This window comes from Chitinophaga sp. LS1 (genome assembly GCF_034274695.1).
Classification (GTDB): domain Bacteria; phylum Bacteroidota; class Bacteroidia; order Chitinophagales; family Chitinophagaceae; genus Chitinophaga.
In genome coordinates this window covers 3,445,493-3,460,188 of sequence record NZ_CP128362.1, presented here as the reverse complement: position 1 = coordinate 3,460,188, position 14,696 = coordinate 3,445,493, and the positions used below count along the sequence as shown (strand labels likewise).

General features: G+C 44.8%; 11 protein-coding genes and 1 riboswitch. Of the genes, 3 read left to right on the top strand and 8 right to left on the bottom strand.

The annotated features are described in order from the left end of the window. Positions 1–188: 188 nt before the first annotated feature. A complete protein-coding gene (locus tag QQL36_RS14405; protein WP_321570088.1) occupies positions 189–599 on the top strand; it encodes a hypothetical protein in 411 nt (136 codons plus the stop codon). Between the two features lie 57 nt (positions 600–656). Here the strand turns inward: QQL36_RS14405 and QQL36_RS14400 are convergent, their stop codons facing one another. The 6 genes from QQL36_RS14400 to QQL36_RS14375 all read right to left on the bottom strand — a co-directional run bounded on the left by QQL36_RS14400 (position 657) and on the right by QQL36_RS14375 (position 10,314). After that, the gene (locus tag QQL36_RS14400) at positions 657–3,833 is read right to left on the bottom strand and encodes an efflux RND transporter permease subunit (RefSeq protein WP_083720743.1); all 3,177 of its coding nucleotides are present in this window, start codon (positions 3,831–3,833) and stop codon (positions 657–659) included. 38 nt (positions 3,834–3,871) lie between these two features. Beyond that, positions 3,872–5,023, bottom strand: coding sequence for an efflux RND transporter periplasmic adaptor subunit (locus QQL36_RS14395; protein ID WP_321570087.1), 1,152 nt, complete (start codon positions 5,021–5,023; stop codon positions 3,872–3,874). Positions 5,024–5,078: 55 nt separating this feature from the next. Next, positions 5,079–6,410 (bottom strand): TolC family protein, encoded by a 1,332-nt coding sequence (locus QQL36_RS14390; RefSeq protein ID WP_321570086.1) that lies wholly within the window; start codon positions 6,408–6,410, stop codon positions 5,079–5,081. A gap of 479 nt (positions 6,411–6,889) precedes the next feature. After that, entirely contained in the window at positions 6,890–7,813 is a 924-nt protein-coding gene (lipA, locus tag QQL36_RS14385; protein WP_235643428.1) for a lipoyl synthase, read from the bottom strand. A 103-nt stretch (positions 7,814–7,916) separates the two neighbouring features. Beyond that, on the bottom strand, positions 7,917–8,771 hold the full coding sequence (locus QQL36_RS14380; protein ID WP_143708700.1) for a hypothetical protein: 855 nt from the start codon (positions 8,769–8,771) through the stop codon (positions 7,917–7,919). Between the two features lie 241 nt (positions 8,772–9,012). Beyond that, entirely contained in the window at positions 9,013–10,314 is a 1,302-nt protein-coding gene (locus QQL36_RS14375; protein ID WP_083720750.1) for a DUF2851 family protein, read from the bottom strand. Between the two features lie 112 nt (positions 10,315–10,426). Continuing rightward, positions 10,427–10,550, top strand: a riboswitch (SAM riboswitch). Between the two features lie 128 nt (positions 10,551–10,678). Between QQL36_RS14375 and QQL36_RS14370 the strand changes: the two genes are divergently transcribed. After that, a complete protein-coding gene (locus QQL36_RS14370; protein ID WP_083720752.1) occupies positions 10,679–11,857 on the top strand; it encodes a trans-sulfuration enzyme family protein in 1,179 nt (392 codons plus the stop codon). Between the two features lie 50 nt (positions 11,858–11,907). After that, positions 11,908–13,089: a homoserine dehydrogenase gene (locus QQL36_RS14365; protein ID WP_083720754.1), complete on the top strand. Its 1,182-nt coding sequence runs from the start codon at positions 11,908–11,910 to the stop codon at positions 13,087–13,089. Between the two features lie 85 nt (positions 13,090–13,174). Here the strand turns inward: QQL36_RS14365 and QQL36_RS14360 are convergent, their stop codons facing one another. Together QQL36_RS14360 and QQL36_RS14355 are read right to left on the bottom strand one after the other, a co-directional pair. Then, positions 13,175–13,735, bottom strand: a complete 561-nt coding sequence (locus QQL36_RS14360) for a Maf family protein (protein ID WP_083720756.1) — start codon at positions 13,733–13,735, stop codon at positions 13,175–13,177. Further along, complete coding sequence (locus QQL36_RS14355) at positions 13,735–14,676, bottom strand: geranylgeranylglycerol-phosphate geranylgeranyltransferase (protein ID WP_179090974.1); 942 nt, start codon at positions 14,674–14,676, stop codon at positions 13,735–13,737. Before QQL36_RS14355 ends, QQL36_RS14360 begins: the two co-directional genes overlap by 1 nt. Positions 14,677–14,696: the final 20 nt, after the last annotated feature.

Here is a 14,696-nt window from a genome sequence, read left to right as displayed (position 1 = left end):
TTATATATACCTATAACAGGGATAATGAGCCCTTAATCCAAAATTTTTTTGAGGTTTTTCTTATTTCACTAATTTGGACAACTTTTTGTCTGACATTTTTATCACCTTAGCAAAGCCGTGGAAAATTGCTTATTCTCCATCCTTTGAGTGGATGACATGTTAACTTGAGAGAAAACCTTAATAAGTATATGGAATACGAGCGTTACATATCAGATGGCCTAATCGAAAAACACTTCCTTGGATTTACCACCATGGAAGAGGAGGAAGACTTGCACATTCATTTGAACATTTTTCCTGAATTACATAATGAAATGGAAGAAGTAGAACGTCGTATGGAGCGGGCAGCATTTAAAGATGCACCAATGCCTCCAGCACATATCAAAACTGCTCTCATGCAGAGGATTGCCTTGGAAGAAGCGACCAGGCAAGCAAATGTGTCATCCCGTGCGCAAAGTAAGGTGTATACAGTTGTTGCGCCACCAGCAAATAAAATAACTGTTCATATAGGATGGAAAATATTCCTGATATTCTTTCTATCCTCGATTGCCCTGTCCCTGTTAGCCATTTTGCTATACTACAGACAAGTGGTTGGTAAGTAAAATGTTAAAGCCCGCTCAATTGAGCGGGCTTTTTATTTAGCTATACGGCTATTTTCCTTACACATCCATATGGTCCTGCATCACCTTGTAGCTATCCTGCATCTCCTTCAGCTTTTCCTTACCATAAGCCAGTCTTGTAATCGTTACAAACAACACTGGTACAATAAAGATCGCCAGGAAGGTAGCAGTGAACATACCACCCAATACAGTCCAACCCATCGTCTTACGGGATTCGGCACCCGCACCAGTAGCCAGCACCAGCGGCAGAATACCCAACAGGAACGCAAGAGAGGTCATGATGATCGGACGCAGACGCAGCTTCGCAGCTTCTACCGTTGCCGTTACCAGTTCCATCCCCCTATCCACACGCTCTTTCGCAAACTCCACAATCAGGATCGCATTCTTCGCCGACAACCCAATTAATGTGATCAAACCAATCTGTGCATATACGTTATTACTGATCTTTGGCAGGAAGGTAAGCGTGAGGATCGCACCAAACGCACCTATCGGCACCGCCAACAGTACGGAGAACGGTACAGACCAGCTCTCATACAACGCTGCCAGGAAGAGGAATACGAATACAATAGACAGTGCGAAAATGTACACCGTCTTACTACCAGACAATAACTCCTCACGGCTCAGACCAGAGAACTCATATCCATAACCTTCAGGCAATACCTGTGCAGCTACTTCTTTCAGTGCATTGATCGCATCACCACTACTATACCCAGGATTAGGAGCACCATTGATTTCCGCAGAACGGAACAGGTTATAGTGAGAAATTACCGGCGCAGTTTCTGTCACTTTATAATTAGTAACAGCGCTCAATGGCACCATATCTCCGTTTGTATTCTTCACAAACATCTGGCTCAGATCCTTAATATCACCACGATAGCTTGAATCTGCCTGTGTTAGTACACGGAAGTTACGGCCATAGATAGTGAAGTCATTCACATAAGAGCTACCCATATAAGTGGAAAGCGCCGTAGCAATAGAAGAAATAGATACACCCATCTTCTTCGCTCTTTCACGGTCTATATCCAACTGATAACCCGGTGTACGTGCGGTAAAGAAGGAGAAACCCCTTGCTATTTCCGGACGTTGGTTAATCGCAGCAGTAAACTTCTGCAATACCCCTTCAAATGCCTTGATATCAGGATCACCACTACGCTGCTCCAGGATGAATGAGAAACCTGCGGTACTACCCAGCCCCGGAATAGCCGGCGGTTGAATTACTAAAACAGATGCCTGTTTCCAGCGGGATAATTTCGCCTGGATGTTAGCTGCAATTGCCTGGATCTGTGTTTCCTTAGACTTTCTGTCATCCCATGGTTTCAGCTGTACAAAGATGGTCGCACTGTTTGACTTGGTCGCAAAGCTAATTACGTTCAAACCACCCAATGCGGCATAGTGACCAATACCCGGTATACTATCCAAAGCATGCATCATACCATGCAACGCTTCTACTGTACGCTCTGTAGAAGAAGATTCCGGCAGGTCAAATGTAATATACAGACGACCATCATCTTCTGTAGGAATGAACCCTGTAGACTTAGATCTGAACAACATGAACACACCCACACAGATACAAAGGAGGAGGATCATCACATATCTTGCCCAACGGATACTTTTCTTTACCCCCAGTGAATAACGGCTGGTTACGTGACCAAACCAGGTATTGAAGCGATAGAATAATTTGTTCAGGCCTTTTGAATCCTTATCCAGGTGCATAGGACGGAGAATCAGCGTACACAATGCAGGGGTCAGAGACAACGCGATGAAAGCGGAGATCAGTACAGAGATCGCGATTGTGATCGCAAACTGCTGGTACAAACGACCTACGATACCAGGGATAAACCCTACTGGTACAAATACCGCTGCCAGGATCAACGCAATCGCGATAACCGGACCGGATATTTCTTTCATAGCCTGTAAGGTGGCATCTTTCGCGGACATCTGCTCATGGTCCATATTATGCTGGACCGCCTCCACCACCACGATGGCATCATCCACCACGATACCGATCGCCAGAACGAAACCGAACAGGGTCAGGGTATTGATGGTAAAGCCCAGTGGTATAAAGAAGATAAACGTCGCAATAATAGACACCGGAATCGCCAACACCGGAATGATGGTCGCCCTCCAGCTCTGCAGAAACAGGAACACCACGATCACCACCAGTGCAAGGGCCTCAAGCAGTGTTTCCACCACTTCGTGGATTGACACTTTTACCACAGATACTGATTCGAATGGTACTACATAATCCACATCCGCAGGGAAAGCTTTCTTCAGCTCTTCCATAGCGGCAGTCACATTCTCGGCAGTTTCGATCGCGTTACTACCTGGTGCCTGGTAAACCAGCAGGTAAGAAGCTCTTTTACCATCTACAAAGGAGTTACCAGTGTAGTTGAATTTACCCAGTTCTACGCGGGCTACATCTTTCAGGTACACAATACCACCGTTATTAGGTTGGGTCTTTATCACGATATTGCCAAACTCCTCGGTATTTGCCAGACGACCTTTTACGAAGATGTTGTACTCGTAAGTCTGACCAGCCTTTTGCGGTGGTGCACCTACTGAACCAGCTGCGATCTGCGCGTTCTGCTCTGTGATGGCAGCTTTCACTTCATCGGCAGATACGTTCATTTCAGCCAGCTTATCAGGCTTCAGCCACACACGCATACTAAAGTCATCCGCACGGGTAAAGATATCACCCACACCTTTTGCACGCAGCAAGGCATCTTTAATAAAGATGTTCGTATAGTTATCCAGGAAGGTTACATCGTGTGAACCTTTTGGAGAATATAAGGCCACCAGCATCAGGATACTGGGGTTACGTTTTCTTACCGTAAGACCTAAGCGTTGTACTTCCTGAGGCAGGGTTGGCTGAGCGATACCCACGCGGTTCTGTACATCCAGTGCCGCAATGTTGATATCGGTACCTACTTCAAAGTTTACAGTAAGGCTCATAGAACCACTGTTCGTACTGTTACTGGTCATGTAGGTCATACCAGGCGTACCATTCACCTGTACTTCTACAGGAGTCGCTACGGTCTGTTCAATGGTCTGGGCATCTGCACCAGTATATGTACCTGTTACCTGCACTGTAGGAGGTGAGATCTCAGGATACTGACCGATAGGCAGGTTGAGCATCGCCAATATCCCTACCAACACCAGTACGATAGAAATTACTATCGCGGTGACCGGTCTGCGTATAAAAGTATTTGCAATCATGATCTTCTTCTATTGATTCAAACTCAAACTGTTTATGATTATTTTTTAGGAGCCTGGCCCGAAGCCTGCGGTGTTTGTTTCGGTACACCTGAAGTGTCGATTGTACCACCATCACGTAGACGCTGGAAACCATCCGTCACTACCACTTCGCCGGATTTAAGACCATCAGTAACAACAATGAGGTCCCTCATTTTTGGACCCAGATGGATCTTACGCTGCTCAGCGATCGTATCTTTTGCTACAAATACAAAGAACTCTCCCATCTGTTCTACTACAGCTCTGTAAGGAATGATCACATTTTCACCACTCTGCGCATTCAATACCTGCAGTACCGCGCTCATACCATCTTTCAGCTCATCTTTTGGATTCGCGAATTCGATACGTACCTTGATAGTAGCTGTCTGGTTATCTACCCCACGGTCAACGGCAAGGATCTTACCCTTTTCAGAATATGCAGTACCACCTGGCAGTGTAAGGCGGAAAGTAGAGTCACCAGGAGTGATGGTCTTACCCTGCATCGATGAAAAGCGTGGAATATCAGTTTCGCTCACCACGAAATCAACCGCAATCGGGTTTTCGCTGGACATGGTGTTCAGCAATGTGGTTCCCTGGCTAATCTGTGCACCCAGCTTTACCTGGGAGATACCAATACGACCAGTGAAAGGGGCTTTAATAATGGAGAAATCAAGGTCAGTGCGGGCAGAGGCCAATGCTGCTTCGGCAGCGGCTACGCTTGCACGGCTGGTTTCGAGTGTTGCATCAGCATTGTCCAGCGTCTGGCGGGCGATCGCATCCTGCTTAGCCAGTTCGTGGTAGCGGTCCGCATCTTTCTGTGCACGTACCAGTGTCGCTTTTGCGCTAGCCAGGTTCGCTTCTGCCTGACGAGCGGCAGCTTCATATTTACGACGGTCTATTTCATACAAGGCTTTTCCTTTCTGCACGACCTCCCCTTCTCTAAAAAAGATACCGGTGATATAACCACTTACCTGCGCACGCAGTTCCACCTGGTTGAGCGCCACCACTGTAGCCGGGTATTTATCATAATAAATAGCCTGTCCCATAGTAGCAGCCGTAACATTTACCTTGGTTGGAGGCATTACCATAGCACCTTTTTGTGCCGGACCTTTACAGGAAGCCAGAAAAAACATACCTGTAGCGCCAATGAGGAGAATGTGTTGCTTTGTTTTCATCTGAAAATATTTGTCCTTTCAATGACTGATTGTTGCAATCAGCCAGTTTTATCATTTATTGAATTGATGGTGTTAAAGTACCCAATGCCACTTCCAGGTCTATCTTGCTGGATAATACGGTGTACATAGCATTATAGTAGTTCAGCTCTGCGGAGCGGAGGTCTGTCTGGGCGGTGATCACTTCCAGGTAGGTCTTAATCCCCTCCCTGTATTGCAGATCGATCAGGTTGTATACCTCTTTGGCCAGATCCATGTTTTCCCTGAGCACGAAATATTCGTTCAGGTTACTCTTGTAAGAGGCCATTGCATGGGTATATTGTGTATTGATCTGTTGCTTCAGTGATTCTACATCCCAGTCGGTACGTTTGATGTTCAGCTCAGCTATCTTGATATTATGGGTGCGTTTGAAACCCTGGAAGATAGGCATCGATACAGTCAGACCTACCAGGGAGTTAGGATAGTTGTTATTATACAACTTCCCGAAATCCTTGTTGAAGTAGGCGAAAGTATAACTACCGGATGCTGATACTGTAGGAAGGTAAGCCCATTTATTATAGCGTAGTTCTGCTTCCAACAGTGAACGTTGGGTTTGCAGTAACTGGTACTCGATCCTGTTCTGGTAAGTAACAGTTGTGTTGGTATCCAGCTGTATGCTCTGCGCTATTTGAATGGTATCGTATTTCACATCCAGTACAGAGTCTGCCGGGAAGCCCATATACTGTTTCAGCAAAGCGTTCTTGGCTTTCAGGGATTCTTCCCCTGTTTTCTTTTGCGCTTTGGCATTGTTCAGGGAAATGGTGGCTCTCTTGTAGTCGGTTTTGTCTACAATACCGCTTTGGTACTGATTGTAGGCATCTTTGAGGCTACGCTCCAGACGCACGATATCTTCATCCAGCACGGCTACCTGCGCTTTGGTAAGCAGCATGTCGTAGTAAGCTTTGGATACATTGGATACCACATCGATCTGATTGCTGGTAGTATTTTGCACAGCCTGTTGACGTACTACCTTAGCAGTTCTGCTGGCCAGCAATACATCCCTGTTAAACAGGTTTTGTGTTAAAGTAAAGGCGGCAGAAGAGGTGTTCGTCACACCAGTGGTGATGGCTGCACCGTTAAAATAAGACGTCTGCAACTTCAGATAATGGTTCAGGCCTGCGGCCAGATTCAACTGGGGATACCAGTCTGCCAGTTTGCTCTTAATGGTATGTTCCGCAATCTCCTGGTCCAGCAGTGTTTGTTTCATCACTGGCTGATGGATAAGCGCATACTGGATACAATCGTGTAGAGACGCTTTTGGCATGACGGAATCAGATACCTGCTGTGCAGAGGATGAGGTGCTAACAAGCCCCGCTCCCAACATGGCGGTCAGATAAATTACTCTTTTCATAAAAGGTTTTGACAATCAGTTTCTTCTTTAGACCAATCGTAGAACAAAGCAATAATGCTATATGTTCTTTGCTTGCGCAGTAATTAATTAAGATTTAAATAAGACACACTATACCCAGCTAAGCACAGATCAATATGTACTAACAATCAAACAGGTAGGTTGCAGGTAATGTAGGTGTAAGCTGCGGTTCTGGTCGTATATATGGGCATATACCGGGAAATATCCGCATATTTCCCTGAAACAATTTGAAAAATGTGTTGCGAAGATAACTATTCAATTAAATTTTCTATCTCTATAAATCAACAGATTGTCAATTAATTTGACAACTGATGAATCAGTTGGGATAGTAACTCAAGGTCTACTGGTTATAAAATACACGCCTATTTTTACAAATATATTCTAATCGCAATTGAGATGCGAAGATATGATGGAAATAAAAAAATCCATCACCGCTGATGGATTTTAATAAACTTGATTAATTATTTATTTGGCCGCCCACTATGGATATGCTTCTCTGCGTGGTAGGAGGATCTTACCAATGGTCCTGATTCAACATAATCAAGTCCCATTGCATAACCGATCTCTCTGTACTCTGCAAACTCATCCGGGTGTACAAACCGTATTACAGGCAGATGCTTTGGTGTAGGCTGCAGGTATTGACCAAGGGTCACTACATCACAACCATTATCATACAGATCCTGAATAGCCTGGATCACTTCTTCTTTGGTTTCACCCAGACCCAGCATAATACCGCTCTTGGTACGCATACCTCCGTCTTTCAAACGTCGGATCACCTCGAGGCTTCTATGGTATTTAGCCTGTATACGCACCTGTTTGGTCAGGCGCTCAACAGTTTCCAGGTTATGAGAAACTATCTCTGGTGCTACATCGATAATACGCTGCAGGTTTTCCCACTGGCCTCTGAAGTCAGGGATCAGGGTTTCCATAGTAGTTTCAGGGTTCAACGCCCTTACAGCTTTGATGGTGTTGGCCCAAATGATAGAACCACCATCTTTCAGCTCATCCCTGTCTACGGAAGTGATCACAGCGTGTTTCACCTTCATCAGGAAGATAGCTTCTGCTACGCGCTGAGGCTCATCCCAGTCAACTGCTTCTGGTCTGCCGGTGGCTACGGCACAGAATCCGCAGCTACGTGTGCATACATTTCCTAATATCATGAAGGTAGAAGTACCGGCTCCCCAGCACTCACCCATGTTAGGGCAGTTTCCGCTTTCGCAGATAGTATGTAATTTATGGGTATCTACTAGGCTACGAACCTGTTTGTAGTTTTCTCCTATTGGTAATTTGACACGCAGCCAATCAGGTTTTTTAGTCCTGGGGGCAGGCGCAGCATCAGGTGCTGTACTGCAAGGTGTTGCGGTCGTGAGTATTGGTTCTTGCATCTCTGATCCTTTCTTTAAGATTACAAAAATAGTACTTCTTGAGGGAATCCAATAAAAAACGCTTTTGCCGGGGCAAAAGCGCTTTTTATATTATTTCTCATTTTTACTTCTTCTTATTCCAGCGCTTACCAAACTGTAAAGCTACATAAGCATTGAAAAAGAACTTCTTAGGATCGTTTCCAACCATTATAGGTATATCCTTGGTATAATATTCAGCATTTACACCTACCTCCAGCGCGCTCACTACTTCATTGAATCTGGCCCAGTCAAAACGAAGACCTGTCTTAGCATGTACACCCGGCGCTATTGTCACCTCTCCCCAGCCTTTTCCAAATCCACCGCCACCAATGATAGAGTTTCTATCCAGAAATGCCTGGTTATCTGCTACGCTTTCACCATATTTGATAGACTTTACGGTTACACCATCATCCGGATCAACTACATTCAGGTAATAAGGTTTCAGCAACCCAATTGAAAGACCTCCATAGTAAAAGGCATTTACCAACACCCCGTTCTTATTCGCCTTACCGCCTAACAGTTTTTGCTGCCCGATACCAATCTTCACCTGGTAAAAGTTATTCTGCTTACCATAGATATAAGGTTTTTCAGAATATACAAATCCATATTGGTCTACTCCCTTGATCGCACCAGACTTCTTATCTTCTTTTGGATCTTTCTTCTCTGCAAATTCAAACTGGAAAAAAGTCACTTTCGTTCTGCTGCTACGATATCCTTTTTCAAGGAAACCGCTCCAACCGTCGGTGTTAAGACGTGCACCTACTGAAAACTCACGCTGATAAACATTTTCCAGTTCTTCCTGCTGTTTAAATGAGGAAACGGGCTTAGACTTCTTCTGCTCCCTGTGCTGTACTCCTGACTTCACCGACGAGCTACTGTCCTGTGCCTTCAATCCACCTGCCGCTACCAATAAAAGCAAGAATAAGTGTAATTTTTTCACCTGTATAGATTTGTTTTTGTTAAGGGAGTAATATTAAATTATGATTGATCAGCCTCATCACGAATTACAAACAAAAGTATCCTGAGTCTAACTGTATCGCCCACCATTACTAATAAACGTAAGGGGCGTAATATTGGTATACTTATCGTTACAAACCTACACGTTTTTTCTTTCATGTGTAAATTTGTTTTATCCCCCGGCCTCGTCTTCCCTTAGATATAACGCACTCGGAGTAAAATGGTTACAGGGCAATGCCAGTCTTCAGTAATTTGCATCCTACTGCGCATTCCAAACATCGCTTTTCCTCACAGTAGTGCTGCTTCAGGTGAAGCAATGCCTGGGAATCTGCAGCATCTCCTGCCAGTATCCCCACTTTTTTCCAACCTTCCATCACACTGTTTTCCTCTGCTGGCAGCGTTTCCATCATGCCCAATGCCTTTTCCTGGTATTCCGGCAATCCTTTCTCCCTGCCATATAAGTACAACAATGGTAAAATACTATTGATGATCACATTCCTCGTTACCATTATGCCTGGTCTGCGCATAACCACCGCCGGGGTATCGAACCTGTAATGATCCTTCCAATAGCCCTCCGGCTGCGCAAACAGCACCTGCTGAAAATGTTGCAGATCTTTCATTTCCAGCAGCCGGGCAAAGAGGTCCCTCCCCTGTTGCAACAATACCGCCAGACTAGCCAGCCTCACCGAAGGAAACGAAGAAGGCCGCATCCGCAACCATCTCCACTGATGAGGCAACAATGACAGCAGTTGATATTTCCGCTTCAGAAACACATATTCTGCCTGCAGTTCTAATGGATAATCATCTGCAAACTGCCCCTCCAGCATTCCCGCCTGCCCGAATAAAAGCGCTTCTAACTGTACAAGATTATGCTTATTCCGCACCAGCAGCGTATATGGCAGGGATTGGGCCAGCTTCAGAAATGCATCTCCATTTACCGGCATCCCATAGCTGTGTGCAATCGCCCAGTAGCAACACTCCTCCCAATTATTCCTGCTCTTGTCCAGCCACTCTTTCATCATATTTGCCCTGCTTTCTAACCGCTCCACCAGCATGCGGTCTTTCCAGCTTCTCCAGATCAATCGCTCTACTGTAGCCACATTCCCTCCACAAGGCACAAAATGACCGGAATGCTTCAGCTGCGCATACCTGTTCAGCAACATTTTGGGAATAGCCGACTGCAATTCCAGACAAGGAATTCCCTGCGTCGTCGTCTCTTCCAGATCATGCTCAAACACCACATGCAGAATCACATTCTTATACCGTAAATCCCGCTGATGATTGTGCCTGTACCAATCAGAAGTCTTTAAATGCAATTCTACATTTCCAGCCCAGATAGTATCGCCTATCCGCAACCGGGCACTGCTAAAATCCGGACCATCATTCGTATTCAGTACTCCCGGTTGAAGTACCTGCACAGGCTCACCTTCTAACGTATGCAAATGGGAAAGGGTAAACAAACGATGTTGCCAAATATATTGGAACAGCTCCTCTGTAAGGAGCGGGGCAATCTGAACAATGGTCATAAATTCATCTTTACTAATAAATTTAGCATTCTCTACACCAGATTTCCAAATTTTTCTTTTTTTGGAAATCTGATAGAGTTACCATTAACTTTGCACCCAGTTCTTTATAGATGACTTATCCAGAAAGGCGGAGGGACTTGGCCCTGCGATGCCTTAGCAACCAACCTTGTTTAACAAACGAGGGAAAGGTGCTAATTCCGGCTTCGGTTATACATATAACCGGAGATAGATAAGTTGGCAGAGATTGACATTTTCATCGTACTTAATAATACTGAAAAGGCTCTTCCAACTACGGGAGAGCCTTTTTTATTTTGGGTAGTTATCGTTCTGAACCACCTGTTCATAACCGTATAATTACTTTGCGTTGAAAATAGCTACACAGTTATTACATAGTATCCCGATAGATGAATTGACAGGCGCCATTTCCGTCCCCATCTATCAGACCTCTACCTTCGTACAGGAATCACCCGGTATCAACAAAGGGTTTGAATTCTCCCGTGCCAACAATCCTACCCGCAAGGTGCTGGAAAACATTATCTGCAGCCTCGAAGAAGGCCACGCAGGTTTTGCCTTTGCCAGTGGCATGGCCGCGATCGATGCGGTAATGAAACTATTAAAATCAGGAGATGAGATCATGGCTGTCGAAGATACATATGGCGGTATCTTCCAGATGTTCCAGCATATGTTTGAACGCTTTGGCATCAAAGCAAACTTTGTAGACACCAGCAATACCGACAAAGTACTGGCTGCCATCACACCAAATACAAAAATGATCTGGCTGGAATCGCCCACCAATCCTACATTACGCGTATCCGATATCAAATCCATCAGCAAGATAGCCAAGCAGCACAATGTACTGCTGGTAGTAGACAATACCCTCTGTACACCACTGCTGCAGCAACCTATTCCAATGGGTGCAGACATCGTGATACATAGTGCTACCAAATATCTCGCGGGGCATACCGATGTAATCGCAGGACTGGTAGTAGTCAACACCAAAACACTGGCCGATCAGCTACGCTTCAATCAAAATATTTCAGGAAGTATACTCAGTCCCTTCGAAGCATGGCTTACGATCAGAGGTATTGAAACCCTCTGCCTGCGCCTCGATAAGCAATGTAGCAATGCTATGGCCATCGCCACCTGGCTCTCTGCACATCCCGCTGTGGATAAGGTCTTCTATCCCGGACTGGCATCGCACAAAAACCACCACATCGCCCGTAAGCAACAAAAGCAATACGGTGCACTCGTGAGCTTTTCTCTCAAAAGTGACAACATCAAAAATGCAATCAGAGTAGTGAACACCACCCGGCTGTTCAAACTCGCAGAAAGCTTTGGTGGTGTAAAGAGTATGCTGGATCATCCAGCTACTATGACACACCGGAATATTCCGGAAGAACACCGCAAGAAAACAGGTCTGGTCGATTCCTGCATCCGCCTCTCTGTAGGTATTGAAGATGCAGAAGATCTCATCAACGACCTCAAACAGGCACTGGATAAACTGAACCTGCCTGCAGGTAAACAAATTACAGTTTTACAATAAACGCAAAACCGTTTTGCAACGGACACTGAATGCAGCACTAAGTATTGAACATGGAAAACAAAATTATCAATCTGGGTATTTTCGGATTTGGTTGTGTGGGACAAGGACTTTACGAAGTATTGAACAGAACTAAAGGTATCAATGCGCGTATTAAGAAAATATGTATCAAGGACCCCAATAAGCCTCGTCCAATCGACGCCAGCTATTTCACTACAGACAAGAATGATATCTTACAAGACCCTACTATCGATGTAGTAGTGGAACTGATCAATGAAACAGAAGCGGCTTTCGAAATCGTAAGCACCGCACTGCGTAATGGAAAAGCAGTAGTAAGCGCCAGCAAACGCATGATCGCCGAAAACCTGCCAGCACTCTACCAGTTACAGGTAGAAAACAAGGTGCCTTTCCTCTATGAGGCATCCAGCTGTGCAAGTATTCCAATTGTACGTAACCTGGAAGAATACTACGACAATGATCTGCTCAATGCAGTTGAAGGTATCTGTAACGGGTCTACGAATTACATCCTCACGAAAATATTCGAAGAAAATCAAAGCTTTGACGAAGCTCTTCAAAAGGCGCAGGAGCTGGGTTTTGCAGAAACTGATCCTACATTGGATATCGAAGGGTACGATCCAAAATTCAAGATCGTGATCTTACTGTTACACGCCTTTGGCACATTCGTAAAACCAGAAGAAGTATTCAATTTTGGTATACATCGCCTGAATGATTTCGATATTCAGTTCGCAAAACAAAGGAACTCTACAGTGAAGCTCATAGCTGGTTGTAGAAGGCAAAACGGTAGTGTGAATGCTTCTGTATTACCACATCTTGTGAAGGAACATAACCTGCTGTATGATGTATACAATGAGTACAATGGTATTCTGCTCGAAAGCGCATTTACCGACAAGCAGTTCTTTGTAGGTAAAGGTGCTGGTGGTACCGCTACTGGTAGCGCAGTACTTTCCGACATCTCTGCACTGACATACAATTACAGATACGAGTATAAAAAGATTAAGCAGGCTAACTCTCCGGCGTTTACCAACGATGTGCAGTTAAAAATTTATCTGCGTTATCGTACAGCCGATCAGGTACATCTGCCAGACTTCTACAATATCTCTGAAAAATATGAATCCTCTACCTGGCGTTATATAGTTGGGGTGATCAATCTGGAAAAGCTGAAGGAAGCTAAATGGCTCAATAATCCAGATGTAAACCTGCTGGTATTGGAATAGAAATTGTGTTAATAGGAAGTATTAAAGTATTTAACCAACCAAAAATAAACGGCGTCCCTGCTCTGATCAGGACGCCGTTTATTTTTTATAATCTTTCTACGACATTGCTTACAGGCAATCCCATCACGTTGTAAAAACAGCCATCAATTCTGTCAATACCTACCGCACCAATCCATTCCTGTATCGCATAAGCACCGGCCTTGTCATAGGGTTTAAAGTGATCTACATAATACGTGATCTGCTCAGTCGTCAATGGCTTGAAGTGTACCGCTGTTTCTTTTGAAAAAGCGTCTTCCTCCCCGTTGCGAAGTATAATCACCCCTGTTATTACACGGTGCTCCCTGCCACTGAGTGCACTCAGTATACGGATCGCATCTTCCCTGTCCTTTGGCTTTCCGATAATAGTTTCGTCCAGAACTACGACTGTATCAGCAGTAATAATGATATCGTCTGCCTGGCACAAAGGTGCTACGGCTACAGCCTTCTGACGCGCAATGTAAACGGGAATATCCGGGATGTGCATATCGGCAGGAAAAGTCTCTGCCGTCTCTACCACTTTCACTTCAAAGGGAATACCTGCCTGCTCCAGCAGCTGTTTGCGCCGGGGTGACTGAGAACCCAGTATGACACGTTTGCCTGTATACATCAGAGGAATAATTTAAAGAAGACCATCGACAGAATACCTGACAGCATCACTAGTTTTACCAGGGAACTCACTTTGTGATAATGCTCCGGCAGATGTGCTTTTTTCAGTAAAGAATAAATATAATAACAAGGCGCCTGTACGAAAATCACCAGGTAGGCAATCGCAATATACCAGCCTATCAGCGCTACTCTTATTTCAACTACTACAATCAGCACCTGCAATCCCAGCAGTAATCCATAGCATATTTTCTTAGCTGGTTCCACACCCCATACAATGGGAATCGTGCGACAACCATCTTTGCTGTCGCCGATTACATCTTCCAGGTCTTTTACAATTTCCCTTACCAGCGAAATCACAAAAGCGAACACTGCATAAATACCGATTATCTGTATCAGCTTTCTTCCTTCGGGAGACATGATGGCTTCAAAGCTTTCATAGATCTGTTTCTCATAAAAGCCTACCACTACCACAGCCAACGCTGTGAGCAGGGAGATAACGACATTGCCGATCAGTGCCTGACGCTTGAAGGAAGTAGAATAAAACCACAGCAGCAGGGAACACAGTACCTGTGTAAAGCCCAGGTAGATCTGACCAATCTTCCATGCAGCAATAAAACCAATACTCACTCCAGCCAGGTTAAAAATGGTGTGCCAGGCCATGGCCCAGCGACGGTTGATCACCTTGTCCAGCACCATTTTGTCAGGCTTATTGATGATATCAATATTAATATCGAAATAGTCATTAATAATATAACCGGCAGCAGCGATCAGCACTGTCGATAAACTCAGCAGGCAGAAAGATGCCACGGACAAAGAAGGTTCCACGCCATTATAATGAAGTATAGGCGCTACTACACAGTATTGTAGTAAATATTGCGTGAGTGCTATATAAATAAGGTTCGGATACCGTACCAGTTTAAAAAAAGCTGTCAGTAACTTCATAATCATTTAATTGGAAATAA